This is a genomic window from Streptomyces antnestii (assembly GCF_004005495.1).
Classification (GTDB): domain Bacteria; phylum Actinomycetota; class Actinomycetes; order Streptomycetales; family Streptomycetaceae; genus Streptomyces; species Streptomyces antnestii.
Genome location: NZ_RZYA01000014.1, coordinates 58,541 through 83,688, shown reverse-complemented (window position 1 = coordinate 83,688; position 25,148 = coordinate 58,541). Strand labels below are relative to the sequence as shown.

The following is a 25,148-nucleotide window of genomic DNA, read 5'->3' as shown; positions in this document are numbered from 1 at the left end:
GCTACGCTGTACCGAACTCCGTGATGACCGTGTGGCGCGTGCCGTGGTGCTGTCGTGCGTTGGCGCTTGTGGTGCGTTGGCGCTGTGGTGCCTGGTGCTGTATTGGCGATATACGGGCAGGTCTCAGCCGGTGAACATCTCCGCCTCATGGCCCATCACCGCGATACGCCGTCCCTTCATGTCCCCCACCTGCGCGATCGCGTCCGCCCACTCCTGGCTCTCGAGTGCCTTCTTCAGCTCCTCCGGGGAGTCGAAGCTGAGCACGGAGATTCCGTCCCAGCCCTCGGAGCGCGGCTCCAGGGCCTGGTCGATCTCGGTGTGCCGCCAGGCGCGCAACCCGGGCAGGTGGTAGGTGAGTTCGGCGTGGTCGCCGCGCCACCAGTCGATGAACCGCTCGTGCGTCCACTCCGGAGGCCGGGCTGCCAGCAGAACGAGGTTGTACATAACCACTCTCCAAACAGGGTCGGTTGAGGCGCGACGGGGTCATTCGAAGCGGATCTCGGACGACCGGCCGATCAGCAGCCGCTGCAGCCGGTTCTCGTCGTCGACGCGTCCGGCGGCGACAAAACTCGCCTCGGGGACACCTGCGCGGCGCACCTCGCCGAGGAAGAGCTCGTCCTGGCCGATGGTGGTCGCGGACAGGAGATGGTGGGTACGCGTTCCCCGCTCGCGCTGTTCCAGATAGCCGACCAGCTCGGCGCGGTCCCCGGCGAAGTCGGTCGCGTTGCCGTCGCCGGTGGAGAACAGGATGGAGAGTTCGAAGTCGTCACTGATCAAATCGAGGATCCTGTTCGGCGTGTCACTGTCGAGGATCTCGAACCAGGCGGTGAGAAACGGGGCGGCGGTCGTCGTCTTCGTCATCTGGGCTTCCTTTCGGCTCGGTGTCGGTGGCCGCGTATGCGGGACTACTCCGGCAGGTCGATGAGGTCGTACGTCGTGGTGAAGTACGACTGGTAGCGGGCCATTCGCCCCTCGGGCGTGACCACGGCCGCCGACAGGAAGGACCCGACGGCCTTCCCCGACTCGGTCACCACTCCGTACACGGTCTCCAGATCGCCGTCGGAGCTGTGCCGGAGGATCTTGTGCTCCCTCTCCACGGCGTTGCGGCCCGCGATGTAGGCGGCGAAGTCCGCCTTGGAGCGTCCCGTCGCCTCGCGGCCCGGCAGGGCGATGAGGTAGCGGAAGTCCGGTTCGAGGAGGTCGAGCGCCTGCTCGGGGTCCTCGCTGTCCATGCGTGCCATGTAAGCGAGCAGTACGTCGGCCATGATTGGTCCTCTCGTTGGGGGGTGGCAGCCGTGCGCGACACGAAGGCTGTCAGTCGCGGGTCGGCGGGGTGAAGAAGTCGCCCTGCGACTCCCAGCGGCCGTTCTTGACGACGAGCTTTTGCAGGTCACGGGTGCCGAGGTGGTGGCCGGGACCGAAGTCGAGAACCGGCCCGACGCCCGTGTCGACCTGGCGCGCGTTAGCGAAGGCCCGGGTCAGCGACTCGCTGGTGACCGGCCCGTCGATGGTCTTGGCTATCTCGCCGAAGGCCTTGGCCGCCTCCCAGCCCCACAGGGTGATGAAGTCGGCCGGCTGCCCCCGCTCGTACTTCGCCATCGCCGTGCGGAACTCCTTGATGGCCGGGTCGTCGTCGTGCGGCGACTTGACCAGCTGCAGCGCCTTGAGCCCTTCGGCCGCCTTCCCGGCCAGTGTCAGCGTGGCCTGCGCCGCCACGGGCGCGTAGCCGTACACCGGGGCGGTGAGCCGCTGGAGCCGCGCTTCCTTGAGGTACGAGGCGGTCTCGGGGGCGGTGAGGATCAGCACGACGGCGTCGGGCTTCTGGGCCTTGACCTTGCTGATCACCGGGCTGTAGTCGGTGGTCTGGTACTTCACCGTCAGCCGTTTCACCTGTACCGACGGATCGGTCTTGCGGGCGGCGGGCTCGATCTGCTTGCCCACGTTCACGAACGCCGCCGGGTCACTGTGCACGACGACCACCTTCTTGGCGCCGTCCCGCACCACCCACTGTCCGAGGGCGGCGGCCTGGTCCTCGTACAGCGTCTGCAGACCGAACAGCCCGTCGCGCGCCGGCTCGTACCAGGACGCGTCGCCGCCGAGCGTGTTGAGGACCGGCACCTTCGACTGCTCCAGGACGAAGGGGAACGTGGCCTGGGTCTGGGAGGTGCCGTTGGTGGCGACGATCGCCACGACCCCGTCCTGGTCCACGAGTCGACGGGCGATCTGGACGGTCTGCTGCGGATCGTTGGCGTTGTCCTTGACGACCCAGTCGATCTTGCGGCCGTTGATCCCGCCCTGTGCGTTGACCGATGTGAAGTAAGCGTCGGCTCCTGCCCTTTCGGGGATCCCGAAGGATGCCAGGGGGCCGGTGAGCGGGTACCACGCACCGATTTTGATGACCTTGTCGTCGCCCGCAGAGGGGCTTTTCGTGCCGCAGGCGTTCGCCATCAGGGCGAGCGTGGCGGCCAGCGCGGCGATGAGCGCGCGAGTCCTGCGTCGTCGCATGACCCCTCCCTCAGATCAACCTGAGTTAAGTTCAATTCAGTTCGGATGTTAATCCCGGGGAAACGCACCTGGCAATGGCCGGTCACATACCGATCCGCCACGCTCCAGTCGGGGTGACCCGAAACAACAGCGCGGCCCCCTGACGGATGTCCGTCAGGGGGCCGCGCAGGGCGGGACCGCTCAGCGGTTCCGCATCGATATCGGCGTCAGGAAGCGACCATGCGTACGCAGGCGCCCTCGATCAGCTCGCTGATCTCCGACAGTGGTGTCGGTCCCGACGGCCGGTACCACCGCCACACGCTGACGATCAGTCCGAGCACGCTCGAACCGAGGAGCTGCGCGTCCCGCAGCGGGAAGGAGCCCTGGGACATGCCCTTCACCAGCAGGTTCGTCCAGTCCCTCTCGACGACCTGGACCAGCTGCCGGGCCGCCACGCGCTCGGCCTCCTCACGCTTGGACCTGCGGGTACCCGAGAGTAGATCCATGTGGTTCTGCAGGATGCGCATCTGCAGGACCTCGTGCGGAGAGACGTCGTACGCCGCGCGGACCGCCGTCCGCAGCGCCTCGACGGGGTCCTCCACGTCCTTGGTCGCCTCGACGAACCGGTCGTGCGAGCGCTCCAGTTCGAGCCGCATGATCGTGAGCAGGCAGTGGGTCTTCGATTCGAAATAGTGATAGAGGGCGGTCTGGCCGATACCGACCCGCTCCGCCACGGTGGACCACTTGGTGGCCTCGTAGCCGGCCTCCCCGAAACAGTCCACAGCGGCCGTGAGGATGGCGGCGCGCTTGGACCGGGGTCCCGCCTCCGGTTCAACGATCCTTGTCATTGCTTCTCTCCTGGCCGTCACCCACCGTGGTCGTACCCGAGAGTAAACCCAAGTTGAACTCAGTTGCCAACCGAATGACCTACACCCGTTCGAGCACGGTTGCGTTGGCCATGCCGCCGCCCTCGCACATCGTCTGCAGACCATAGCGACCGCCGGTCCTGCGCAGCTGGTGAATCAGTGTGGTCATGAGCCGGGCGCCCGTGGCGCCGAGCGGATGCCCGAGCGCGATCGCCCCGCCGAAGGCGTTGACCAGCTCATGGGGCGCACCAATCTCCTTCTGCCAGGCGAGGACGACGGAGGCGAAGGCCTCGTTGATCTCCACCAGGTCGATCCGGTCGATCGTCAGGCCCGCCCGGTCGAGGACCTTCTCGGTGGCGGGGATCGGGCCGGTCAGCATGTGGATCGGGTCGGAGCCGACCACGGCCATGCTGTGCACCCGGGCGAGCGGGGTCAGACCGTGGCGGCGTACGGCCTCCTCGGAGGCGATCAGGAGGGCGGCGGCGCCGTCCGAGATCTGGCTGGAGACGGCGGCGGTCAGCCGTCCGTCCTCGGTGAGGGGCTTCAGGCCCGCCATCTTCTCAAGCGTGGTGTCGGCGCGCGGGCCCTCGTCGGCGGTGAGCCCGAAGGCCGGCACGATCTCGTCGTCGAAGTCGCCGGCCGCCTGGGAGGCGAGGGCCCGCTGGTGGCTGCCGAGCGCGAACCGCTCCATGTCCTCGCGGGTGATGCCCCACTTCTCGGCGATCAGCTCGGCGCCGCGGAACTGCGACACCTCCTGCTCCCCGAAGTTCTCGCGCCAGCCCTCCCCCGTGAACGGGTTGCCGAGGCCCGCCTGTTCACCGAGGTGCATGGGGCTGGCGATGGGTACCAGGCTCATCGCCTCCACGCCACCCGCGACCACCAGGTCGGCGGCCCCCGATCCGACGGCCTGGGCCGCGAAGTGGACGGCCTGCTGGGACGATCCGCACTGCCGGTCGATGGTGGTGCCGGGCACGTGCTGCGGCAGCCCCGCCGACAGCCAGGCGGTGCGGGCGATGTTCCCGCTCTGGGCGCCTATCTGGCTGACGCACCCGAAGTACACGTCGTCGACGGCCGCCGGGTCGACGCCGGTGCGTTCCAGCAGGGCGCGCAGCACGTGTGCGCCGAGGTCGGCGGGGTGTACGCCGCTGAGTGTGCCCTTGCGGCGGCCGACCGGGGTGCGGACGGCGCCGACGATGAATGCTTCCGACATGGTGGGCTCCACGAGGTTCTCGAAGTTCAAGGGGACAGGGGATGGCATCAGGTGCCGGACGCGGCGCGCGTGAAGTCGGGCGCCCGCTTGCCGAGGAAGGCGGCGACGCCCTCGCGGCCCTCGTCGGAGGCGGCCGCGGCGGCGAGCGCGCGGGCCTCACGGTCCAGGTGCGGGCCCAGCGGCGAGGTCAGCCCGGCGGCGACGAGCCGGCGCGTGGCGCCGAACGCGGCGGTGGGTCCACGGCGCAGGACCTCGGCCGTCCGCGCGGCCTCCTCGGGGAGGTGACCGGCGGGGACGACGCGGCTCACCAGGCCGAGCGCGGCGACTTCGGCGGCCGATGTCCTACGGTTCGTCAGCAGCAGGTCCAGGGCCCGCTTGGGGCCGAGCAGACGCGGCAGGAACCAGCTCACTCCGGCGTCCGGCGAGTAGCCGATCCCGGTGTACGCCGCGGTGAACGAGGCGCTGTCGGCGGCGAGGGTCACATCGGCTGCCGCGGCCAGACCGATGCCCGCGCCCGCGACCGCGCCCTGCACGGCGGCCACCATGGGCGCATCGAGCGCGGCGAACGTGCGCAGTGCCTCGTGCAGTGCTTCCGTGACCGCGATGAGGTGCTTCTCCAGCGCCTCGCCGGAGAGTAGGGAGAACTCCCTGAGGTCGCCGCCGACGCAGAAGGACTTCCCTTCGGCAGTGAGCAGGACGGCTCGTACGGACGCGCGCTCGCAGGCCCGTGCGGCGTCGAGGAGTCCGTGCGCGGTCTCCAGGCCGATGGCGTTGCCGGCCTCGCCCCGGCGCAGGGTGACACGGGCGAGGCCGCCGTCGTCGATCTCCGCCGTGACCGTCATCGCGTGGTCCATCCGCCGTCGACCGTCAGGACCTGTCCGGTGCAGTACGTGGAGGCGTCCGAGGCGAGGAACAGCAGCGCGCCGTCGAGTTCCTGGGCCTCGCCACCGCGCCCGAGCAGGGTGTTGCGCTCGATCCAGCGCCTTGAGCGCTCGTCACCGAAGAGGTCCGCGGTCATCTCGGTGCGGAACCAACCCGGCGCGAGCGCGTTGACGCGGGTCCCGGCGCGGCCCCACTGCCCGGCCAACTCCCGTGTCAGACCGATGAGTCCGGCCTTGGACGCGGCGTAACTCGCGCCGCCGAGGGGCGCGGCGGAGACCAGGCCGAGGATGGAGGAGATGTTGACGATGCTCCGGCCCACCGGGGGTCCCTCGGTGGGGGCGGGCGCTTCGGCGATCAGGCGGGCCAGGTGGAACGGTGCGGTGAGGTTCACGTCGAGGACGTCGGCGAAGGCGCCCGGGGATTCGTCCTCGGCGCGCGTCTCGCCGGACGTGGCCGCGTTGTTGATCAGGATGTCGATGCGGCCGGTGGCGGCCAGCGCGGTGTCCACCAGCCTCGTACGGTCGGCTTCCTGCGAGACGTCGCAGGCGACGGGGTGGATGCGCGCGTCGGAGTCGGCGAGCTCCTTCAGCCGGTCGATGCGCCGTGCGGCGGCGAACACGGTGGCACCCGCCTGCGCGAGGACGGCGGCGAACCGTGCGCCGAGCCCGGCGGAGGCGCCCGTGACGAGGGCGGTCCGGCCCTCCAGGGAGAACAGTTCGGCGGCGGGGCGCGGCGCGCTCACTCGTCCACCCCGATGGGCAGTGCGGTCGCGCCGCCGTCGAGGACCAGGGTCTGGCCGGTCATCCAGGACGAGGCGTCGGAGGCGAGGAACAGGGCGGCGTTCGCCACGTCCTCGACCGTGCCGAGGCGCCGCATCGGCAGCTTGGCGGTGAGGAGGGGCTCGCGAACTTCCCACACCGCGCGTGCCAGTTCCGTCTTGATGAGTCCGGGCGCGATGGCGTTCACTCGTGCCCGCGGCCCGAGTTCGTAGGCGAGCTGCCGGGTCATGTGCAGCATGGCGGCCTTGGTGGCGTTGTAGTAGCCGATGTGCGGGTCGACGATCAGTCCGCCGACGGAGGCGATGTTCACCACCGCTCCCCCGTGCTCGGCCATCCAGGCCCGCCACGCGTAGCGGGTCCAGGCGAGCATGCCGTACTGGTTGACGCGCACGGTCTTCTCCGCGCGCGGCAGGTCCAGATCGATGAGGTCGCCGTTGTAGGGGTTGGTCGCCGCGTTGTTGACGAGGATGTCGACCCGGCCGAAGCGGGTCATGGTCTCGTCGATACAGGCCTCGGCCTGGTCCGGCTCACCGGCGTTGGCGACCACGGTGTGGAGATCGCCGTCGCCCTTGACGCGCAGCAACTCCTCGCGCGCCGAGTCGAGTCCGGGTGCTTTGCGGGCCGCGATCACCACGTGGGCGCCGGCCGCGCGGTAGGCGGTGGCGATGCCGAGGCCGATGCCGCGGGACCCGCCGGTGATGACGGCCACCTTGCCGTCGAGGGTGTGGGCGCTCACGCCGCACCTGCCTTCGTCTGGGAATGCGTCGGGGCCTGTGTCTCGCACTTCTTGGACTTCTTGTACGGGGCGAGTTCCTGGCGGGCCACGGTCCGCAGATGCACCTCGTCGGGGCCGTCGGCGATCTTCAGGGCCCGCGTGATGGAGTACAGCCGTGCCAGTACGGTGTCGTCGCTCACCCCGGCCGCTCCGTGGGCCTGGACCGCGCGGTCGACGACCTTGTGGGCGACCTCGAGGGCCGCCACCTTGATCGCGGCGACCTCCATACGGGCGGCGGCGTTGCCGACGGTGTCCATCAGCCAGGCCGACTTGAGAACCAGGAGCCGCAGCTGCTCGATCTCGATGCGGCTCCGGGCGACCCATTCGCGCACCACGCCCCGATCAGCGAGTGGCCCTCCGAAGGCCTCGCGCTCGGTGACGCGTTCGCACATCAGCTGCAGGGCGCGCTCGGCGAATCCGACGGCGCGCATCGCGTAGTGCATGCGTCCCGGGCCGAGCCGCCCCTGAGCGAGCGCGAACCCCTCGCCTTCGCCTCCCAGGATGTTCCGCACGGGCACGCGGACGTTCTCGAAGAGCACGTCGCCGTGGCCGAGCCGGTCGGTGTAGCCGAACATCGGCAGGTCGCGAAGGACGGTGACGCCCGGGGTGTCCCGGGGAATGAGCAGCATGCTCTGTTGCCGGTAGGTAGGCGCGTCCGGGTCGGTCTTGCCCATCAGGATGATCAGCCGGCAGTCGGGGTCGAGGATCCCGGAGGTGTACCACTTACGGCCGTTGACGACGTACTCGTCGCCGTCACGCGTGATGCTGGTACGGATGTTGCGGGCGTCGGAACTGGCGACCTCGGGCTCGGTCATGGCGAAGCAGGAGCGGATCTCCGCGTCCAACAGGGGCCGCAGCCACCGCTGTTGCTGCTCGGTGGTGCCGTACAGAGCGAGCAGTTCCATGTTGCCGGTGTCGGGCGCCGAGCAGTTGAACACTTCGGGCCCGATGATGGAGCGCCCGGCCAGCTCCATGAGCGGCGCGTATTCGAGGTTGGTGAGTCCCGCGCCCCAGTCGCCGTGCGCCATGAAGAGGTTCCACAGGCCCTCGGCGCGGGCCTTCTCCTTCAGCTCGGTCATCACCGGCGGCAGCGCGTGCGGGTCGTCCGCCTCGGCGAGCTGCCGGTCGTACACCGCTTCCGCTGGAAAGACGTACTGCTCCATGAACGACCGCATGCGGTCCTGGAGTTCACTCGCGCGCGGCGAGAATCCGAAGTCCATGATGGCTCCTGTTGTGGGTCTGAGCGGGTCCCCGGGGCCGCTCGGGTCAGTCGAGGAGGTCGCGCGCCGTGCGGATCATCGCGGCGATGGTCGGCGGCAGTCGCTCCTGGTCCGGGTCGTGGTGCTTGCCCTCGCGGTGCCGGCGCAGGTTGTGGCCCATGATCGCGGCCATCTTCATGCGGCCCAGCGCCCGGAACCAGTTCATCGCGGGCAGCTCGGGCCCGCCGTCGCGGTAGGCGTCGAGGAGTTCGGCCTCGGTGGGCAGGCCAGGCACCGCTCGCCCCAGCTGCGGGAAGTTGTGGTGGTCGGCGAAGAGCAGGAACCAGCCGAGGTCGATGCGCGGGTCTCCCACGCTCCAGATCTCCCAGTCGACGACGGCGACGGCGCGCTCGCCGACGTACAGCACGTTGCCGAGCCGGAAGTCGCCGTGCAGCAGCACGGGCGGGAGGCCGTCGGGCACGTCCTCCGCGAGGCGTGCGAGCAACTCCTCACCGCCCGGCCGAAGTTCGGCCGGGACGGCGTGCATAGTGCGGCTCCAGCGCTCCAACTCACCCGCGGCGTCGAGGGGCTCGGGCGCCTGCAGAGTAGGGCCTGACACATCGGTACCGTGCAGTGCGCGCAGGACGCGGGCGCTGTCCAGCATCCGCGCCCGCGCCGTCGTAGCGGGTACCTCGGGCTCGTCGAGCACGGGCTCGACGGCCTCACCGGCGGCGAACTCCATGGCGAACCAGGCGGGTTGGACCTCGTCGACGGCGGCGAGACCCGGCACGGGCACTGCGGAGCCGGAGAGAGCGCGCAGCACCCGCGCCTGGCGCAGCACGTCGTTGCGCCCGATCGGCCGCTGCCCCGGGGGCACCGCCTTGACGACGTACTTCTGCTCCCCCGCCGTGACCGAGTACGTGAGCCCTGAGTGTCCGCCCGGAAGCGTCGCCAACTCCCCTATGAGCGTGCCGGGATGACGCAGGGCGAGCCGGTCACGGACGCGCAGGGCCAGTTCGGCTACGGGGGTGGCCGTGCTCATCGGACAGGCTCCTTGGGCAGGCCGAGCACGCGCTCGGCGAGGATGGTGTGCTGGATCTCGTCGGTGCCGCCCGCGATGCTGTATCCGGGCGCGCCGAGCAGGTGCTCCGTCCAGGCGTACGTGCCCCACTCCCCCGTGTCGGCGACGAGGGACGGGCCGAGCAGGTCCGACACCAGATCACTGGTGCGCCGCATCGTCTCGGTTGCGTACAGCTTGCCGACCGAGGCCTCCGCGCCGGGTTCGCGTCCGGCGACGAGGGCACCGGTCACCCGTAGCCCGATCAGCCGCTGCACGAGGGCGCGTGCGTAGAGGTCGGCGGCCCGCTGCTGTTCGCCGCCGGTGAGGGGGCGGGGCAGGTGCCGCGCCAGGTCCAGGGCCCGGTCGGAGTTGTCCAGGCCGAGGTTGCCGGAGTCGAGGCGTTCGGCGGCGAGCACGCTGAGCGTGACCCGCCAGCCCTCGCCCACCGGGCCGAGCCGGTCGGTGTCGAGGACGACGACGCCGTCGAGGTAGACCTCGTTGAAGCTGGCGCCCCCGGTCATCTGCCGGATGGGCCGCACGCTCACACCAGGCGCGTCCATGCGGACGAGGAAGACGGTGATGCCCGCGTGCTTGCGTACGTCGGGGTCGGTGCGGCACACCGCCACCCCCCAGGTCGCGACGGTCGCTCCGGAGGTCCACACCTTGTGCCCGTCGAGGACCCAGGTGTCGCCGTCGCGCACCGCCTTGGTGCGCACCGCGGCCAGGTCGGATCCCGCCTCGGTCTCCGAGAAGAGCTGACAGGCCAGCTCGTCGGCGCGCAGCATCGGGCGCAGCCACCGCTGCTTCTGCTCCTCGGTGCCCCAGATGCCGATCGCCGACGCGACGAGCTGCTGCGTCACAGGGAAGATCTCGGTGCGGTGCGGCACGTCGAAGGCCGCTTCCTCAGAGCGGTAGAGCTGCTCGTAGTACGCGGGCAGGCCGCGCCCCCCGTACGTCGCCTGCCAGTTGAGCGCCCCCCACCCCTGGTCGTAGCGGGTGCGCTCCCATTCCTGGGTGCGGGCGGTGTACCGGCGTTCCTGCTCGTCGGTCCGGTTCTCGAACACGGCGACCGAGTCGGAGCCGCTGCCCCAGGCGCCGTCGGCGGCGCGCGGCCGGGCGACCGTGGCGAGCCACTGCCGGGCCTGGGCGCGGAACTCCTCGGGTTCTGGGATTTCCGTCATGTCTTCCTCACCTCCGTTCAGCGGGACAGCACGGTGCAGGCGCTCACGCCCGGGGCGCCGTACACGTGGGTGAAGCCGACCCTGGGCGCGCCGGGCACCTGGCGTTCGCCCGCCGCTCCCCGCAACTGCTGGACGACTTCGTAGACCTGGCGAAGGCCGGACGCGCCGATGGGTTCGCCGTTGGCGATGCAGCCGCCGTCGGTGTTGACCGGCAGTGGCCCGCCGATCTCCGTGGTGCCGGCGGCGATCAGCCGCTCCTGTTCGCCGTCCTCGCAGAAGCCGCACTCGGCCAGGTGCATGACCTCGGCGCCGCTCTCGGTGTCCTGCAGCTGGCAGACGTCGACGTCGCCGGGGCCGATCCCCGCCTCCTCGAAGGCGGCGGCCGAGGCGTCGCGGCTGACACTGGTCAGCTCGCCCCCGGGGATCCAGGGGCTGAACACCTCGAACGAGCCGAAGCGCCGGGTGCGTACCGCCGCCGAACGCAGGGTCACCGAGGGGGCGTCCAGGGTCCGGGCCACCTCGGGCGAACAGAGCACGAGGGCCGCGGCGCCCGAGCCCGGGGAGCAGAACATGTAGCGGGTCAGCGGGTCGCTGACCATGCCGGAGTCCAGGATCTCCGCGGCCGTCACGGGCTTGCGGCGCCAGGCCTCGGGGGTGCGGGCGCCGTTGCGGTACGCCTTCTCGGCGATCAGCGCGAGGGTGTGCGGGGTGATCCCGTGGTCGTGCATATAGCGCTGGATCTTCATTCCGAAGAACTGCGTGGTGACCATCAGGCCGTCGCTGCCGTACTCCTCGCCCAGGCCCCAGTCCTCGGGCCGGGGGTCGAAGGCGCCGCGCGGGTGTTTGTCGAAGCCGACGGCGAGGACGACGTCGGCCATGCCCGAGCGGATGGCGTTCACGGCGGAGATCAGCGCGCTGCCGCCGGTCGCGCAGCCGTTCTTGACGTTCACGAACGGCAGCCCGGTCAGACCGAGTTGGGCCACCAGGGTGTCGGCGAGCCCGGCGCTGTCGCTGCCGCCGAACGCGGCCCGCACCCGGGACCACTCGATCCCGGCGTCCGCGAGGGCGGCGCCCACCGCGCTGACGGCCAGCTGCCGGCCACTGGCCTCCGACCGGCCGAACGGGGTGCGTCCGGCGCCGCAGATCAGGACGTCGCCGCCACTCATGAGGCCTCCTCTCGGGTGTTGGTGGGCCGGGCCCGCGGCACCCCGTCGCCTGCGCTCACGGTGAGGGGCATGCCGATCCGGACCTCCTCGAGGTCGTCGACGTCGAGCACCGCGGCCACCCGCACGCCCTCGGCCAGCTCCACGTAGCCGAGGGCGAACGGCGCGAATCCGCCGGGCGGTTCCTTGTACGGCGGTGACTTGGGCGCGTACCGCTGGACCGTCCAGGTCCACAGCGTGCCCGCGCCGGACAGGGCCGCCGCGACGGCCGGCCCTCCGCAGCGCGGGCACGACTCGTCCGCGGGGTACACGGTCACCGAGCAGCCGGAGCAGTGCGAGCCCTGGAGTCCGGCGGCCGGACTCCGCGGAAGCGTGGTCATCCGGATCAGCGCCCCGTCCACTTGGGTTCGCGCTTCTCCAGGAACGCCGAGACACCTTCGTTGGCGTCCTCGGAGTTGAGCGCCACGCCCACGGCGAGGTGCTCCATGACCATCAGCGACTGGGTGTCGGCGTCGAGGCTGCGGTCGATCGTCATCTTGGTGAGCCACATCGTGAACGGGCTCTTGTCGGTGAGGTGGGAGATGAACTCCTCGACCGTCTCGTCCAGCTTCTCTGTCGGCGCGTGGTCGTTGATCAGGCCGAACTCGGTGGCCTCGATGCCGGAGAGCAGCTTGCCGGTGAGCATCAGCTCCTTGGTCTTGCGGATGCCGATCATGCGCGGCACCCGGTAGATCGGTCCCGCTCCGCCGAACAGCGCGCGGCGGATGTGGAAGTCACCGATCTTGGCGTCGTCCGCGGCGATCGCGAAGTCGCAGGAGATCATGATCTCGAAGCCGCCCGCGGTGACATGCCCCTCCAGGACCGCGACCGAGGGGGTCTTCATCGAGTACAGCCGGTCGCACACCTTCGCGGACTTGACCGCGACGTCGATGGCGTTCGACTTGCCGACGAAGTCCGCCTTGAGGCTGTCCAGGTCGAAGCCCGAGCAGAAGGTGCCGCCGCGGCCGCGGAACACCAGGACGCGCAGCTCGGGGTCCTCGTCGACCTCGGTGATGATCTCGTCGAGGCGGTCCAGGATCGGCACCGTGACGCAGTTCTTCTTCCACGGGCGGTTGAGCCAGACGCGGGCGACATGACCGTCACGCTCGAACTGGATCTCGTCTTCCACTGCCATCTCTGATCCCTCCGGTTCCAAACTGAACTGAATTCATTACGAGTTTGCGCAGCTAGTGATCCACTGTCAAGACCCACTTCGAAACTGGTTCAGTGAAATCAGGCCGACTTCGCGCCGGGTCAGTTACCGCTGCCCGCGGGGATGTCGACGAGCACCTTGGTCCGCCGCGCGTCGCGCACGTCGTGCAGTCCCGCGACGGCGTCGGTGAGGGGGATGTGCTCCAGCCAGCCGTCCGTCGGGAAGCGGCCGTCGGCCATGTGCGCGAGGACCCGTTCGAAGACGCCGTCGGGGTACGCCTCGGAGCCGAGCAGCGCGAGTTCGGCCAGGCGCACGACAGAGGCGTCGATCGCGACCGGACCTGAGTACAGGGCGACCATGACGACCGGCGCCCGGGCGGCGAGCGAGCGGATGGCGGTGTTCAGCGCATCAAGCCGGCCCGCGCACTCGATGGCGGCGCCGACGCCCCGCCCGCCGGTGTGCCGCATGACTTCATCGACCACGTCCACCGCTCCCGGATCGAGCACGTAGGCGCCGTGCCGCTCGGCCGCGGCCCGGCGGGACGGCGAGGGTTCCACCACAAGCACGTCGTCCACCCCGTTCGCCTTCAACGCGAACAGCGCCCCCATGCCCACCGCGCCCGCGCCCGTCACCAGCGCGCTGCCCCCGCGCACACCGGCGCGTTCCACGGCGTTCAGAGCCACGGCCATGGGCTCGACCAGCGCACCCTGTTCCAGCGAGAGCCCGTCGGGCAGCTGGTGCACGGACCCGGCCGGCACGACCACGTACTCGGCGAGGCCACCACCCGGCGAGGTCACCCCGATCGCGGCAAGGGCCGCGCACAGGTGGTCCAGTCCGGCCGTGCACCGCGGGCACACCCCACAGGTGCGTATCGGCCGGACGCAGACCCGATCGCCCAGCGCGGCCCGGTCGACGCCCTCTCCGCGGGCGACCACCGTCCCGGCGAACTCGTGACCCAGCGTCTGCGGCAAGGTGGCCCCGGTCAGCGGGTTGGGCTCGTGGGTGGCACGAGGCGTCTCGAAGTACTCGTGCACATCCGTTCCGCAGATCCCCGCGTACGCCACGCGGATCTTCACCTCGCCGGGGCCCGGCTCGGGTTCGGGCATCTCCTCGATCCGCAGATCCTTGGCTCCGTACAGCCTGGCGGCCAGCATCGTTCCTCCCGGGAATCGCTCCAGTACGACACCTCGACACTGCCACCGAACTGAACTGACTTCAACAAATTCCTTGAGACTTGCACCTACTTCGGTTCACTATGGAGAGCGTCCGCCCACCCGTATCCGCCCCTGCCGACGCGGGAGGGGCAGTCTGGAGTGCCAATGTCCGCCGGCGACGCGGCAGCGCGGCCGTACCGCGCACAGCATCCCGTCCGCTTCGTGACCGCTTCGAGCCTCTTCGACGGCCATGACGCGTCGATCAACATCATGCGGCGCATCCTGCAGGCCCAGGGCGCGGAAGTGATCCACCTCGGGCACAACCGCTCCGTCGGCGAGGTGGTGGACGCCGCCCTGGACGAGGACGTCCAGGGCGTGGCCGTCAGCTCCTACCAGGGCGGTCACATCGAGTACTTCGAGTACCTGATGGAGCTGCTGCGGGAGCGCGGCGCCGGGCACGTGCGGGTGTTCGGCGGCGGCGGGGGCGTGATCGTGCCGCAGGAGGCCGAACGGCTGGCGCGGGCCGGCGTACGCATCTTCTCGCCGGAGGACGGGCAGCGGCTCGGCCTGGTGGGGATGATCGGGTCGATGATCGAGGCGTGCGACACCGCACCCTGGCAGGAGTCACCGGCCGAGCTCGGCCGGGTGCTCGCCGGTGAACGCCCGGCCCTGGCCCGAGTGCTGTCCGGAGCCGCCACCAATGCTGTGCCGGCCGCGGACCTGCGGGCTCTGGAGAAGGCGGCCGCGGCGCGCCACGTGCCGGTCCTCGGCATCACCGGCACGGGCGGCTCGGGCAAGTCCTCGCTCACCGACGAGCTCGTGCGCAGGCTCCGCACCGACCAGGGAGACGCGCTGCGGGTGGCCGTCCTCGCCGTGGACCCGACACGACGGCGCGGCGGAGGCGCACTGCTCGGCGACCGCATCCGGATGAACTCCCTGGACGGCGACCGCGTCTTCTTCCGCTCGCTCGCGACCCGCGGCAGCGGTGAACTCCCCGACGGCCTCGACGAATCGATCACCGCATGCAAGGCCGCCGGCTATGACCTGGTCATCATCGAGACACCCGGCATCGGCCAGGGCGACGCCGCGATCGTGCCCTACGCCGATGTGTCGCTGTACGTGATGACGCCTGAGTTCGGCGCCGCATCGCAGCTCGAGAAGATCGACATGCTGGACTTCGCGGACGTCGTCGCCATCAACAAGTTCGAGCGGCGCGGAGCGGCGGACGCCCTGCGCGACGTCGGGCGCCAACTCGTACGCAACCGCCAGGCGTTCGGGTCGCGGCCCGACGACATGCCGGTGTTCGGCACCAGTGCCGCCACCTTTCACGACGACGGTGTGACCGCGCTCTACCAGCATCTGCGCACGCTGCTCGCCGAACGCGGCCTGCCGGTCGGCGCCGGGGCGCTGCCCGCGGTGTCCGTGCGCCACTCCAGCGGCGCGGCGCAGATCGTGCCGCCGCAGCGGGCGCGCTATCTGGCCGACATCACCGAGACGGTGCGTACGTACCATGCGCACACCCTCGACCAGGCCGAGGCCGCGCGCCGAGTCCAGCAACTGGCATCGGTCCGCGCAGAGTTGGCGGCAGCCCAGGCACCGACAGCCGATGTCGACCAGCTGCTCGCCACGGCCCAGGGGCGGCTCGACGAGGACGCGCGCCGCGCACTGGAGCAGTGGCCCGGGACCGTACGGGCCTACTCCGGCGACGAGTTGGTGGTCTCCGTACGCGACCGGGAGCTGCGCACGGCACTGGTGCGCGAGTCGCTGTCGGGCAGCAGGATCCCCCGCGTCGCACTGCCGCGGTACACCGACCACGGGGAGCTGCTGCGGTATCTGCGGGCGGAGAACCTGCCGGGCTCGTTCCCGTTCACGGCCGGGGTGTTCCCCTTCAAGCGGGAGGGCGAGGATCCGGCGCGGATGTTCGCCGGGGAAGGCGATCCGTTCCGTACCAACCGCCGCTTCAAGCTGCTGTCCCAGGGGGCCGAGGCGACGCGTCTGTCCACTGCCTTCGACTCCGTCACCCTCTACGGACGCGATCCCGACCGGCGCCCCGACATCTACGGCAAGGTCGGCACCTCCGGTGTCTCGGTGGCGACGCTGGAGGACATGAAGGCACTGTACGAGGGGTTCGACCTGGTCGCGCCGACCACCTCCGTCTCCATGACGATCAACGGACCCGCACCGACCATCCTCGCGTTCTTCCTGAACACGGCCGTCGACCAACAGCTCGACGCGTACACCGCCGAGCACGGCCACGCGCCCGACGCCGAGCAGGAGCGGGAGATCCGGGCCCATGTACTGAGCAGCGTGCGCGGCACCGTGCAGGCCGACATCCTCAAGGAGGACCAGGGGCAGAACACCTGCCTGTTCTCCACGGAGTTCAGCCTGCGCATGATGGGCGACATCCAGGAGTGGTTCATCGAACAGGACGTCCGCAACTTCTACTCGGTCTCCATCTCCGGCTACCACATCGCCGAGGCCGGCGCGAACCCCATCAGCCAGCTCGCGTTCACGCTCGCCAACGGATTCACCTACGTCGAGTCGTACCTGGCGCGCGGCATGGACATCGACGACTTCGCGCCCAACCTGTCGTTCTTCTTCTCCAACGGCATGGACCCGGAGTACTCGGTACTCGGCCGGGTGGCCCGGCGCATCTGGGCGGTGGCGATGCGCGACCGCTACGGAGCCAACGAGCGCAGCCAGAAGCTCAAGTACCACGTGCAGACCTCGGGCCGCTCCCTGCACGCCCAGGGGATGGACTTCAACGACATCCGCACCACTCTGCAGGCGCTGATCGCGCTCTACGACAACTGCAACAGCCTGCACACCAACGCCTACGACGAGGCGGTGACCACCCCGACCGAGGACTCCGTGCGGCGGGCGCTCGCCATCCAGCTGATCATCAATCGCGAGTGGGGGCTCGCGATGAACGAGAACCCGCTGCAGGGCTCGTACATCATCGACGAGCTCACCGACCTCCTGGAGGAAGCGGTCCTCACCGAGTTCGAGCTGATCAGCGAACGCGGCGGCGTGCTCGGTGCCATGGAGACGGGCTACCAACGGGGCCGTATCCAGGACGAGTCCATGCTGTACGAGGAGCGCAAGCACAACGGAACGCTGCCCATCATCGGCGTCAACACCTTCCGCAAGCCGCACGCCGAGGACACAGCCCCGGCCACGGTCGAGCTGGCGCGCGCCACCGAGCGGGAGAAGGAATCCCAACTCACCCGCGTCCACGACTTCCAGACCCGTCACGAGCACGCGGCCCGCACCGCGCTTGCCGACCTCAAGCGTGCCGCGACCGGCGGGGAGAACGTGTTCGCCGTGCTGATGGACGCTGCACGCGTCTGTTCCCTGCAGCAGATCACCGAGGCGTTCTTCGAAGTGGGCGGCGCCTACCGGCGCAACGTCTGACACACCATGCGCAAGCCGGCCACCGGATCGTCCACAGCCGACCGACCGACCAGAGACAGCCGACCCAGGAGGCATCCATGCGGCCGACGCATCCGCCCGCGGCCGAACTCGCCGCTCAGTACCGTGCCCATGGAGACTGGCGGGACCGCCCGATCGCCGGATATCTGCGCCGCGCGGCCACCCTGTGGCCGGACGCGCTCGCCCTGGTCGACGGTGACCGGCGCCTGACGTTCGCCGACGTCGACCGGCAGGCGACGGCGCTGGCCGCCGCCCTGCACGCCCGCGGGATCGGCCAGGACGACGTCGTGTCGTTCCAACTGCCCAACCGGGCCGAGGCCGTGGTGCTCTTCCAGGCGATCATGAAAGTGGGCGCGGTCGCCCATCCGATCGTGCCGATCTACCGAGGGCACGAGCTCCGCTTCATCCTGCGCCAGGCGCGAACAAAGATCGTGTTCGTACCGGGCCGCTACCGGGACTTCGACTATCCGGACCTCTACCGGCGCCTGCGCGACGCCCTCCCCGAACTACGGGAGGTGGTGGTCGTCGACGGCGACGCGGACGACGGAACGTCGTCGTGGGAGGCGCTCCTCGGCTCAGCGGGACCTGATCCCGAGGCTGCGGTGGACGCATTGCCCGAGCCGGACCCCGACCAAGTCTGCCTGCTGCTCTACACCTCCGGCACGACCGCCGACCCCAAAGGCGTGCTGCACAGCCACAACACCCTGGTCTTCGAGAACTTCTCGATGATCGACCAGTTCGCGCTCAACGAGCGGGACGTGATCTTCAACCCCTCCCCGGTCACCCACATCACCGGGGTGAACTGCGCCCTCGTACTGCCCTTCCTGCTCGGCGCCCCCGTGGTCCTCCAGGACCTGTGGGACCCGGTACTCGCGCTGCGCCGGATCACCAGCAACGCGGCGAGTTTCGCGATCTTCTCGACGCCCTTCCTGACGGGCCTGCTCGCCGCCGCCGAGGCCTCGGACGTGACGGCGCCGACCCTCCGCTACCTTGTCTGCGGCGGCGCGGCCATCCCCGACGACCTCCCCCGCCGAGCCGCGGACCGCCTCGGTGTGGTCACCCGCATGTACGGCGCGACCGAAGGCCCCTCGGTGACCGCGGCCGACCGCTGGGACCCGGCCTGGGTCCGGAGCCGCACCGACGGCACGCCCCTCGCCCCGACCGAGGTCGTGGTCTCGGACGGCTCGGGCGGGACGGCCCCTGTGGGCGTCCTCGGCGAGGTGCTCTGGCGTGGTCCCGACACCTGCCTCGGCTATCTCGACGAGCGGCTGAACGAGGCCGCGTTCACCCCGGACGGCTGGTTCCGCAGCGGCGACCTGGCCCGGTTCGACGAACACGGCGCCCTCCACATCGAGGGCCGCATCAAGGACGTCGTCAACCGTTCGGGCGAGAAGATCAGCGTCCACGAGGTGGAGAACCTCCTGGGCGAGCATCCCGCCGTCGCCGAGGTCGCCGTCGTCGCCGGACCCGACGACCGCACCGGGGAGCGGGCCTGCGCGTTCGTCGTGACCGGCGGAGAGCGAGAACTCACCCTGCAGGACATCGGCGCGCACCTGACCGCCCGCGAAGTGGCCACGCAGAAGATTCCCGAGAGCCTCTTCGTCGTCGACGCCCTGCCGTACACGGCCAGCGGCAAGATCAAGAAGTTTGCGCTCCGGGAGTGGCTGCGAGACCGCGGAACGGCCTCGAAGAGCATCGCGGGCATGACCGTCCTGCACGTCCACGAACGCTGAACTCCCTTGCCCCAGAAAGGAACTTCATGCCTCCGGAAAGGAACCCCATGTCCCGCATTTCCCGCCTGGGCGTCGTCGGCTGCGGCCTCATGGGCTCCGGCATAGCCGAAGTCGCCGCACTGCGCGGCCTCGACGTCACCGTCGCCGAGGCGACGCCCGAGCTCACCACCGCGGGCCGGGCCCGCGTCGTCGCGTCCCTGGACCGCGGGCTGCAACACGGCAAGCTCACCCCGGCCGAACGCGACCAGGCCCTGGCCCGGCTGTCCTTCACCCACGATCTCGGCGAGCTGGCCGACCGGCAGTTCGTCATCGAGGCGGTCGCCGAGAACCGGGAGGTGAAACTCGACATCTTCCGACAACTGGACAAGGTGATGGCCGAGCCCGACGCCGTCCTCGCCACCAACACCTCCTCGATCCCCGTCGTCGACCTCGCCGTCGCCACCGGCCGCTCCTCCCACGTCGTCGGCCTGCACTTCTTCAACCCCGTACCGGTGCAGAAGCTCGTCGAGGTGATCCCCGCTCTGACCACCAGCGCGGACACAGTGACCCGCGCCCGCGCCTTCGCCACCGAGCTTCTGGGCAAGGAGGTCATCCAGGCGCCCGACCGGTCGGGCTTCGTCGTCAACGCGCTGCTGGTCCCATATCTGCTCGCCGCGATCCGCATGGTGGAGTCCGGCGCCGCCCGCCCCGAGGACATCGACCGCGGCATGGAACTGGGCTGTGCCCACCCGATGGGCCCCCTGCGGCTGCTCGACCTGATCGGCCTCGACACGGCGCAGGCGGTGGCCGAGTCGATGTACGAGGAGTTCAAGGAGCCCCTGTACGCCGCTCCCCCGCTGCTCCAGCGGATGGTGGCGGCCGGGCATCTGGGGCGTAAGAGCGGGCGCGGGTTCTACCTGTACGACAGGTGAGCGCGTACGGCACGGCCGGCCGCCAGGGTTCGGCGGCCGGCCGTGCCGGGGGGTTGCGTGCCGTCGACGGTCGGGCGTTCCGGCGCAGTTCTGATCGACGTCCGCCGTGGGGTTGCCCTCGCCGCCCATGACGCAGGTGCCGACGGCGTGACAACAGGCGTTCTTGCCCTGGCGGACGGCGCGGACGAGGTCGGCGTCGAAGGTCACGTCCGGGCCCGGCCATGTCTCGGCCCGGACGTACTTCTCCAGCGGGCCCGACTCCATGGTCCTGCAGGGCTCGCGAATTCCCGAGACCATGCGATGCAGTTCGTCGGGGTGGTCGAACAGGCCCAGCCGGATGCGCGGTGCGGCCTGCGGGTTCCGGGAGATGATCTCCACACGCCCCAGCGAGTAGGGGCGGTGCCGGACGAGCGGCACCAGCAGCACCCCCTGCCACCGGCGGAACCATCACCACAGACCACCATGCGACCTGCGACTGCTGCCTCTCTTCTTGGTTGATGAGGGGAATCGCTGGTGCGGGAGCCTGCTGATGAGGTGTCCGCTATGAAAGGCCGTTCTTCTACAGGGATTTGGTTCCGACGGCATCCGCTGCCGCCCGCCCTTCCGCGATGGCGTGGGCGATGCGGCGCGGTACGACGCAGTCACCGACGGCGTGGACGCTCCGGCCGTCGGCCGGCGTGATGTCAGGCCGGTGCGGGAGCCTTTCGCCGACGGTCACCAAGAGGTCCGCGGCCAGGATCGATTCATGACCGTCCATGACGTGGCGCAGTCGCAGCCCGTCGGCGGTCGTGGCCGTGACGGTGTTCATCACGACGACCCGCAGCGGCGCTCCGGTGAGCCGGTTCATCAGCTGGGTGCGGTTCTCCGGCGACAGACCGGTCGCGAATCCGTGGCCGGGTGTGATGAGCGTGACCTCGCGGGCCCCGGCCGCGAGTGCGCTCTCGACGGCGCTGATGCCCTGCCACCAGCCGAAGCCGTCGTCGAGGACGGCGACTCTGGGGGCGTCCGGTACGAGGTCGGCATACCGGTGGAGGAAGTCCGTGCTGGTGAGGGTCGGCAGTTCCCCGGGTACGGGCACGGACGCCTCCCGTGCGCCGGTGGCGAGGACGATCCTGGAGAACCGCGTCAGGTCGGCGGAGGTCGGCGTCGTCCCCAGCAGGACACGGACGCCGAGGTCGGTGAGTTGGTCGCGCTGGTGGTCGACGATCTTCTGCCAGCCGGAGCGGTGTGCGGCGCGGGCGGCGATGCGTGCCTGGCCGCCGACTTCGGGTGCGGTGTCGAAGACGACGACTTCGACACCGGTGCGGGCGAGCGTCATGGCGCACTCCATGCCGGCGGGGCCCGCCCCGATGACGGCCACGGGGCCGGGCCGGTCGACCTGCCAGGGGGTGAGCCGCAGGGGCACGGCGGGGCGGAACTCGGCTCCCGGCGGGCCGAGTTCGGGGTTCACCGAGCACGACCCGGTGGGCTCGAAGGTCCGGCAGCCCTCGTTGCAGCCCGTGCAGGGGCGTACGGAACGCTCGTCGCCCGCGACGAGTTTGCGAGCGAAGTCGGGGTCGGCGATGAACGGCCGTGCCATACCGACCAGATCGGCCCCCGCACGCAGCGCCCCTTCAATGTCGGCCACCGACCGGAATCCCTGGCTGACGAGGAGTGGCAGCGGGACCGCGGCGCGCAGCCGGGCAACGGATTCAAGGAGAGGCGGGCGGGTGGTGGCCATGCCGGGGACGTAGGTGTTGCGGACGCCGGTGGTGACATTGACGTACGTGAAGGGCGAGGCTGCGCACAGGCGCGGCAACAGTTCGGCCAGGTCTTCGAGGCCGAGCCCAGAGTCGTCGCCCGGTTCCGCCGACACCCGTACACCGATGGGAAGTTCACCGATCTCGCCGCGGATCGCGTCGATCACCTGGGCGAGCAGGGTGATGCGGTCGCCGTATTCGTCGGTGCGGGTGTTGTTGACGCGGGAGAGGAACTGGGCGAGCAAGTAACCGTGGCCCGCGTGCAGTTCGACGCCGTGGAAGCCGGCCTGCACGCTGTTGGCTGCCGAGATGCGGAACGCGTCGACCACATGGCGTACTTCTTCTGTACTCAGGGGGTGGGGTGCGCTCGCCTCGCGTGGTGAGCGGACTGCGGCCGCGGAGACCGGGGCGTAGTACGTGCCCGCGCCGAGGGTCTCGCGGCCGAGGTGGACGAGCTGGGCGATGGCCACGGCGCCGCCTTCGGTGATGGCTTCGGCTCGGCGGCGCACGGCGTCCTTGGTCTCGGGGCGCCATGCCTCGGTCAAGTACCGTTGTGGCAGGGTCGATTCTGCGGCCACCGCGGTTCCGCCGGTGATGACCATGCCCGCGCCGCCCTGTGCGAGGCGCCGCCAGTAGGCCGCGTCGGCGTCGGTGGGGGCGCCGTCGGCGACGGCCGCGGTGGCGTGCGCGGTGGCGACGAGGCGGTTGCGAAGGGTGTGCCCGCCGAGCGTGAACGGTTGGGCGAGGGTGAGTGCGGGTGTGAGTGCGTCATGTTCGGTCATGTGATTCTCCCTGCCGGGCTCAGGCGGCGGATCGCGGGGCGAGACCGACGAGTCCGGCGATCCGGGCGCGGTGCTGCTCCGTCGTGCCGAACAGCACCTCGCTGCTGCGGGCGCGCCGCACGTACAGGTGCGCGGAGTGTTCCCAGGTGAAGCCGATTCCGCCGTGCAGTTGGACGTACTCGGCCGTGGCCAGGCGGAAGGTCTCGGAGCAGACTGCTGCGGCGGCGCTCGCGGCCACCGGCAGGTGGGGCGAGTCGAGGGCCATGCAGGCGCTCGCGTACCTGGCTGCCGAGCGCGCCGCCTCCAGCGCGACCAGCACGTCGGCTAGCCGGTGTTTGATGGCCTGGAACGAGCCGATGGGGCGCCCGAACTGGTGGCGCTGCGCGACGAATGTGACCGTCGCGTCCAGCGCGTGACCGCTGCCGCCGACCTGTTCGGCGGCGAGCGCGGCCCGCCCCGCGTCGAGCGCCGCCGTCAGTTCGCCGGATTCCCCCACGGCTGTTGCCGGTGCGCCGTGGAACTCCACGCGTGCCTGCCGGCGGGTCTCGTCCAGGACGCGGTGCGGGGTGCGCACGCAGGTCTCCGGGGCGGGTTCGCAGGCGAACAGCCGTGGTCCTTCGGGAGTTCGGGCCCGTACGAGGATCAGATTCGCGCCCGCTCCGTCGAGCACGAAGTCCACAGCGCCGCGCAGCACCGTGCCCGCACCGGTGGGCTCGGCGCTGACGCCGGGCTCGCCGTCGTGGAAGCCGGCCACGGTCGCGGTGAGCGTGCCGTCCGCGATGCGCGGCAGGTAGCGCTCGCATGCCTGCCGGTCCCCGGCGGCGAGCAGGGCGTGCGCGGCGAGGACCACTGTGGGCAGCAGCGGCGCGCAGTACAGGGCGCGCCCCGACTCCTCCAAAGCCACGGCGAGTTCGGCGAAGGTGTAGCCCGATCCGCCGTACTCCTCGGGAATGGCAAGACCGTGCACACCGATCTCGCCCGCGAGCCGCTTCCAGAGGGCTTCGTCGTATCCGCGCGGGGTGGCGAGATGCTTGCGGATGTCCTCCGGGCCGCTCGTCTCGGTGAAAAAGTCCCGCAGGACGCTGCGAAGTTCCCCCTGTTCCTCGGTCTCGGACAACATCTGGGGGTCGATCTCAGGGTGACGGCGGTGCATGGGGTCTCCAACGGGCTCGGGTGTGCGGATGGCCGACGGCGGCGTCATGAGCGGTGCGCCTGTTCCGCGGCGGTCTCCGCCGCTGTCAGTCCGAAGACGAGAGCCGAGGCGAGGCCGCCCGCGTAGGCGCGGTGCCACAGGCCGCCGGTGTCCGATCCGGCGGCGAGCAGGCCTGCCAGTGGCCGGCCGTCCTCACCCAGGACGCGGGCCCGGTCGTCGATGCGTACGCCGTGGAAGGGGAAGGTGATGGCCGGGACCGTCTCGATGACGTAGTACGGCGGTTCGTCGAGCGGCAGGCGGTCCAGCTTCCGGCCGGGGACCGGTTGGCGCCCCTTTGCGACCTGCTTGTTGAACAGGGCGACGGCGTCGCGGACGGCATCGGCGTCGTAGCCCCACTCCTCGGGCAGGTAGGCCAGTTCGTCGAGGTCCTCGGCGAGTCCGACGCGACCGCCCCGCTTGCTCGCCAGGGCGTACTTGTCGACGGCGACGGCTCCTTCGACGTAGGAACCGATGATCCAGTCGCGGAACACCCGGGCGTCGGCGATCAGGAGCCCGCGGCCCTCCGGCTGGTCAAGCAGCTCCATGGCGGTGAGGTGGTCGCCCTGCGTCTCGTCGACGAACCGCTCGCCGCGGAGGTTCAGCAGCAGGGCATGCTCGCTGTAGTAGAGCGACATGTCGACGAAGTCGGCCCCGTCGGCGAAGGGGATGCCGCTGGGGATGAGGTGTCCGTAGAAGCCCGCGTTGTCATCTCCGGTGGCCGCGCCCGCTTGCGTGGCCAGCCGGTAACCGCCGCCGGTGCTGTGGGGGTTGGAGCGGAGCTGCATGCGGTCGGCGCGGGGGTGCACGTGTGCCGTGCGCAGGGCGAGGTCGCCCTGGAATCCGCCGGTCGCGATGAGCGTGCTCCGGGCCCGTATCCGGCGGTGCGTGCCGTCGGCCACCCTCAGGTCCGCTCCGACCACGGCGCCGTGCTCGACCACGAGGCGATCGGTGTCGGTCTCCAGCAGCACCTCGCCCCCGCCGTCGAGAACGAGGCGGCGGCAGGTGTCGAGGTAGTGGTTGGTGTCGAACTGGTGCCCGCGGCCGAAACTGAGGATGCGTTGGGCGTCCTTGGCCTCCACGCCGGTGGAGCGGATCCAGGCGATGCCGTCGGCGAACCGGTCCACCAGGGCCCGCTTGAGCGCGGTGTCGCCGCGCGGGTTGTGCTCGTCCATGACGTCGTGGTCCGGGGCCGTCCACGCATAGCCGGCGAAGCGCGCCGAGCCGCCGACGTCCGTACCGGTCTCGGTGATCGCGACGGACAGGCCGTCCCGGACTGCGCGGGCGCCGGCGGTCAGGCCCGCCATGCCCGCGCCTATGATCAGCAGGTCAACGGCATCGGTGGTCATGCGGCTCTCCCGAGGTCTAGGGGTGTGGGCGTGGCGGGTCGGTGTCTCAGCCCCACGCGACGAAGGTG

22 protein-coding genes and 1 pseudogene are annotated in these 25,148 nt (G+C 70.4%); 3 read left to right on the top strand and 20 right to left on the bottom strand.

The genetic code is table 11. The features are described from left to right. Positions 1-123: 123 nt before the first annotated feature. The 16 genes from EOT10_RS26295 to EOT10_RS26220 all read right to left on the bottom strand — a co-directional run bounded on the left by EOT10_RS26295 (position 124) and on the right by EOT10_RS26220 (position 13,945). Complete coding sequence (locus tag EOT10_RS26295) at positions 124-444, bottom strand: EthD domain-containing protein (protein ID WP_127830817.1); 321 nt, start codon at positions 442-444, stop codon at positions 124-126. A gap of 39 nt (positions 445-483) precedes the next feature. Next, complete coding sequence (locus tag EOT10_RS26290) at positions 484-861, bottom strand: hypothetical protein (RefSeq protein WP_127830816.1); 378 nt, start codon at positions 859-861, stop codon at positions 484-486. Between the two features lie 44 nt (positions 862-905). After that, a complete protein-coding gene (locus tag EOT10_RS26285) occupies positions 906-1,265 on the bottom strand; it encodes a nuclear transport factor 2 family protein (RefSeq protein ID WP_223281204.1) in 360 nt (119 codons plus the stop codon). 49 nt (positions 1,266-1,314) lie between these two features. Beyond that, a complete protein-coding gene (locus EOT10_RS26280; protein ID WP_127830815.1) occupies positions 1,315-2,505 on the bottom strand; it encodes an ABC transporter substrate-binding protein in 1,191 nt (396 codons plus the stop codon). A gap of 206 nt (positions 2,506-2,711) precedes the next feature. Next, positions 2,712-3,332 carry a TetR/AcrR family transcriptional regulator gene (locus EOT10_RS26275; protein WP_127830814.1) on the bottom strand — a complete coding sequence of 207 codons (621 nt, stop codon included), beginning with the start codon at positions 3,330-3,332 and terminating at the stop codon, positions 2,712-2,714. Positions 3,333-3,411: 79 nt separating this feature from the next. Further along, the gene (locus EOT10_RS26270) at positions 3,412-4,560 is read right to left on the bottom strand and encodes an acetyl-CoA C-acetyltransferase (RefSeq protein ID WP_127830813.1); all 1,149 of its coding nucleotides are present in this window, start codon (positions 4,558-4,560) and stop codon (positions 3,412-3,414) included. A 47-nt stretch (positions 4,561-4,607) separates the two neighbouring features. After that, positions 4,608-5,402 (bottom strand): enoyl-CoA hydratase/isomerase family protein, encoded by a 795-nt coding sequence (locus tag EOT10_RS26265; RefSeq protein ID WP_127830812.1) that lies wholly within the window; start codon positions 5,400-5,402, stop codon positions 4,608-4,610. Next, on the bottom strand, positions 5,399-6,184 hold the full coding sequence (locus EOT10_RS26260) for an SDR family NAD(P)-dependent oxidoreductase (protein ID WP_127830811.1): 786 nt from the start codon (positions 6,182-6,184) through the stop codon (positions 5,399-5,401). The genes EOT10_RS26265 and EOT10_RS26260 overlap by 4 nt, the downstream gene beginning before the upstream one ends. After that, positions 6,181-6,957, bottom strand: a complete 777-nt coding sequence (locus tag EOT10_RS26255) for an SDR family oxidoreductase (protein ID WP_127830810.1) — start codon at positions 6,955-6,957, stop codon at positions 6,181-6,183. The genes EOT10_RS26260 and EOT10_RS26255 overlap by 4 nt, the downstream gene beginning before the upstream one ends. Continuing rightward, a complete protein-coding gene (locus tag EOT10_RS26250; protein WP_127830809.1) occupies positions 6,954-8,216 on the bottom strand; it encodes an acyl-CoA dehydrogenase family protein in 1,263 nt (420 codons plus the stop codon). Before EOT10_RS26250 ends, EOT10_RS26255 begins: the two co-directional genes overlap by 4 nt. Positions 8,217-8,262: 46 nt before the next feature. After that, positions 8,263-9,237, bottom strand: coding sequence for a phosphotransferase family protein (locus EOT10_RS26245; protein ID WP_127830808.1), 975 nt, complete (start codon positions 9,235-9,237; stop codon positions 8,263-8,265). Further along, positions 9,234-10,436: an acyl-CoA dehydrogenase family protein gene (locus EOT10_RS26240; RefSeq protein ID WP_127830807.1), complete on the bottom strand. Its 1,203-nt coding sequence runs from the start codon at positions 10,434-10,436 to the stop codon at positions 9,234-9,236. The genes EOT10_RS26245 and EOT10_RS26240 overlap by 4 nt, the downstream gene beginning before the upstream one ends. 17 nt (positions 10,437-10,453) lie before the next feature. Then, positions 10,454-11,602: a thiolase family protein gene (locus EOT10_RS26235; RefSeq protein WP_127830806.1), complete on the bottom strand. Its 1,149-nt coding sequence runs from the start codon at positions 11,600-11,602 to the stop codon at positions 10,454-10,456. Next, the gene (locus EOT10_RS26230; protein WP_127830805.1) at positions 11,599-11,979 is read right to left on the bottom strand and encodes a Zn-ribbon domain-containing OB-fold protein; all 381 of its coding nucleotides are present in this window, start codon (positions 11,977-11,979) and stop codon (positions 11,599-11,601) included. The genes EOT10_RS26235 and EOT10_RS26230 overlap by 4 nt, the downstream gene beginning before the upstream one ends. Positions 11,980-11,984: 5 nt before the next feature. Next, a complete protein-coding gene (locus EOT10_RS26225) occupies positions 11,985-12,773 on the bottom strand; it encodes an enoyl-CoA hydratase/isomerase family protein (RefSeq protein ID WP_127830804.1) in 789 nt (262 codons plus the stop codon). A gap of 119 nt (positions 12,774-12,892) precedes the next feature. After that, entirely contained in the window at positions 12,893-13,945 is a 1,053-nt protein-coding gene (locus tag EOT10_RS26220) for an alcohol dehydrogenase catalytic domain-containing protein (RefSeq protein ID WP_127830803.1), read from the bottom strand. A 165-nt stretch (positions 13,946-14,110) separates the two neighbouring features. Here EOT10_RS26220 and icmF point away from each other — a divergent pair, with 165 nt between their 5' ends. The 3 genes from icmF (at position 14,111) to EOT10_RS26205 (ending at position 20,021) form a co-directional block, all read left to right on the top strand. Then, positions 14,111-17,359 carry a fused isobutyryl-CoA mutase/GTPase IcmF gene (gene icmF / locus EOT10_RS26215; protein WP_127830802.1) on the top strand — a complete coding sequence of 1,083 codons (3,249 nt, stop codon included), beginning with the start codon at positions 14,111-14,113 and terminating at the stop codon, positions 17,357-17,359. Between the two features lie 77 nt (positions 17,360-17,436). Continuing rightward, the gene (locus EOT10_RS26210) at positions 17,437-19,110 is read left to right on the top strand and encodes an AMP-binding protein (RefSeq protein ID WP_127830801.1); all 1,674 of its coding nucleotides are present in this window, start codon (positions 17,437-17,439) and stop codon (positions 19,108-19,110) included. A gap of 47 nt (positions 19,111-19,157) precedes the next feature. Further along, on the top strand, positions 19,158-20,021 hold the full coding sequence (locus EOT10_RS26205) for a 3-hydroxybutyryl-CoA dehydrogenase (protein WP_127830800.1): 864 nt from the start codon (positions 19,158-19,160) through the stop codon (positions 20,019-20,021). A 96-nt stretch (positions 20,022-20,117) separates the two neighbouring features. On the opposite strand, the pseudogene EOT10_RS43190 reads toward EOT10_RS26205, so the two are convergent. The 4 genes and pseudogenes from EOT10_RS43190 to EOT10_RS26185 all read right to left on the bottom strand — a co-directional run. Beyond that, positions 20,118-20,438: pseudogene (locus EOT10_RS43190) on the bottom strand (GMC oxidoreductase); the annotation flags it as partial. A gap of 142 nt (positions 20,439-20,580) precedes the next feature. Beyond that, on the bottom strand, positions 20,581-22,542 hold the full coding sequence (locus tag EOT10_RS26195) for an oxidoreductase (RefSeq protein ID WP_127830799.1): 1,962 nt from the start codon (positions 22,540-22,542) through the stop codon (positions 20,581-20,583). A 19-nt stretch (positions 22,543-22,561) separates the two neighbouring features. Then, complete coding sequence (locus tag EOT10_RS26190) at positions 22,562-23,695, bottom strand: acyl-CoA dehydrogenase family protein (protein WP_127830798.1); 1,134 nt, start codon at positions 23,693-23,695, stop codon at positions 22,562-22,564. A gap of 44 nt (positions 23,696-23,739) precedes the next feature. Beyond that, entirely contained in the window at positions 23,740-25,080 is a 1,341-nt protein-coding gene (locus tag EOT10_RS26185; protein WP_127830797.1) for an FAD-dependent oxidoreductase, read from the bottom strand. Positions 25,081-25,148 lie beyond the last annotated feature (68 nt).

Coding starts and splice junctions, on each gene's coding strand:
- EOT10_RS26295 (WP_127830817.1), bottom strand. CDS start 444: ATGTACAACCTCGTTCTGCTGGCAGCCCGGCCTCCGGAGTGGACGCAC.
- EOT10_RS26290 (WP_127830816.1), bottom strand. CDS start 861: ATGACGAAGACGACGACCGCCGCCCCGTTTCTCACCGCCTGGTTCGAG.
- EOT10_RS26285 (WP_223281204.1), bottom strand. CDS start 1,265: ATGGCCGACGTACTGCTCGCTTACATGGCACGCATGGACAGCGAGGAC.
- EOT10_RS26280 (WP_127830815.1), bottom strand. CDS start 2,505: ATGCGACGACGCAGGACTCGCGCGCTCATCGCCGCGCTGGCCGCCACG.
- EOT10_RS26275 (WP_127830814.1), bottom strand. CDS start 3,332: ATGACAAGGATCGTTGAACCGGAGGCGGGACCCCGGTCCAAGCGCGCC.
- EOT10_RS26270 (WP_127830813.1), bottom strand. CDS start 4,560: ATGTCGGAAGCATTCATCGTCGGCGCCGTCCGCACCCCGGTCGGCCGC.
- EOT10_RS26265 (WP_127830812.1), bottom strand. CDS start 5,402: ATGACGGTCACGGCGGAGATCGACGACGGCGGCCTCGCCCGTGTCACC.
- EOT10_RS26250 (WP_127830809.1), bottom strand. CDS start 8,216: ATGGACTTCGGATTCTCGCCGCGCGCGAGTGAACTCCAGGACCGCATG.
- EOT10_RS26245 (WP_127830808.1), bottom strand. CDS start 9,237: ATGAGCACGGCCACCCCCGTAGCCGAACTGGCCCTGCGCGTCCGTGAC.
- EOT10_RS26240 (WP_127830807.1), bottom strand. CDS start 10,436: ATGACGGAAATCCCAGAACCCGAGGAGTTCCGCGCCCAGGCCCGGCAG.
- EOT10_RS26235 (WP_127830806.1), bottom strand. CDS start 11,602: ATGAGTGGCGGCGACGTCCTGATCTGCGGCGCCGGACGCACCCCGTTC.
- EOT10_RS26230 (WP_127830805.1), bottom strand. CDS start 11,979: ATGACCACGCTTCCGCGGAGTCCGGCCGCCGGACTCCAGGGCTCGCAC.
- EOT10_RS26225 (WP_127830804.1), bottom strand. CDS start 12,773: ATGGCAGTGGAAGACGAGATCCAGTTCGAGCGTGACGGTCATGTCGCC.
- EOT10_RS26220 (WP_127830803.1), bottom strand. CDS start 13,945: ATGCTGGCCGCCAGGCTGTACGGAGCCAAGGATCTGCGGATCGAGGAG.
- icmF (WP_127830802.1), top strand. CDS start 14,111: ATGTCCGCCGGCGACGCGGCAGCGCGGCCGTACCGCGCACAGCATCCC.
- EOT10_RS26210 (WP_127830801.1), top strand. CDS start 17,437: ATGCGGCCGACGCATCCGCCCGCGGCCGAACTCGCCGCTCAGTACCGT.
- EOT10_RS26205 (WP_127830800.1), top strand. CDS start 19,158: ATGTCCCGCATTTCCCGCCTGGGCGTCGTCGGCTGCGGCCTCATGGGC.
- EOT10_RS26195 (WP_127830799.1), bottom strand. CDS start 22,542: ATGACCGAACATGACGCACTCACACCCGCACTCACCCTCGCCCAACCG.
- EOT10_RS26190 (WP_127830798.1), bottom strand. CDS start 23,695: ATGCACCGCCGTCACCCTGAGATCGACCCCCAGATGTTGTCCGAGACC.
- EOT10_RS26185 (WP_127830797.1), bottom strand. CDS start 25,080: ATGACCACCGATGCCGTTGACCTGCTGATCATAGGCGCGGGCATGGCG.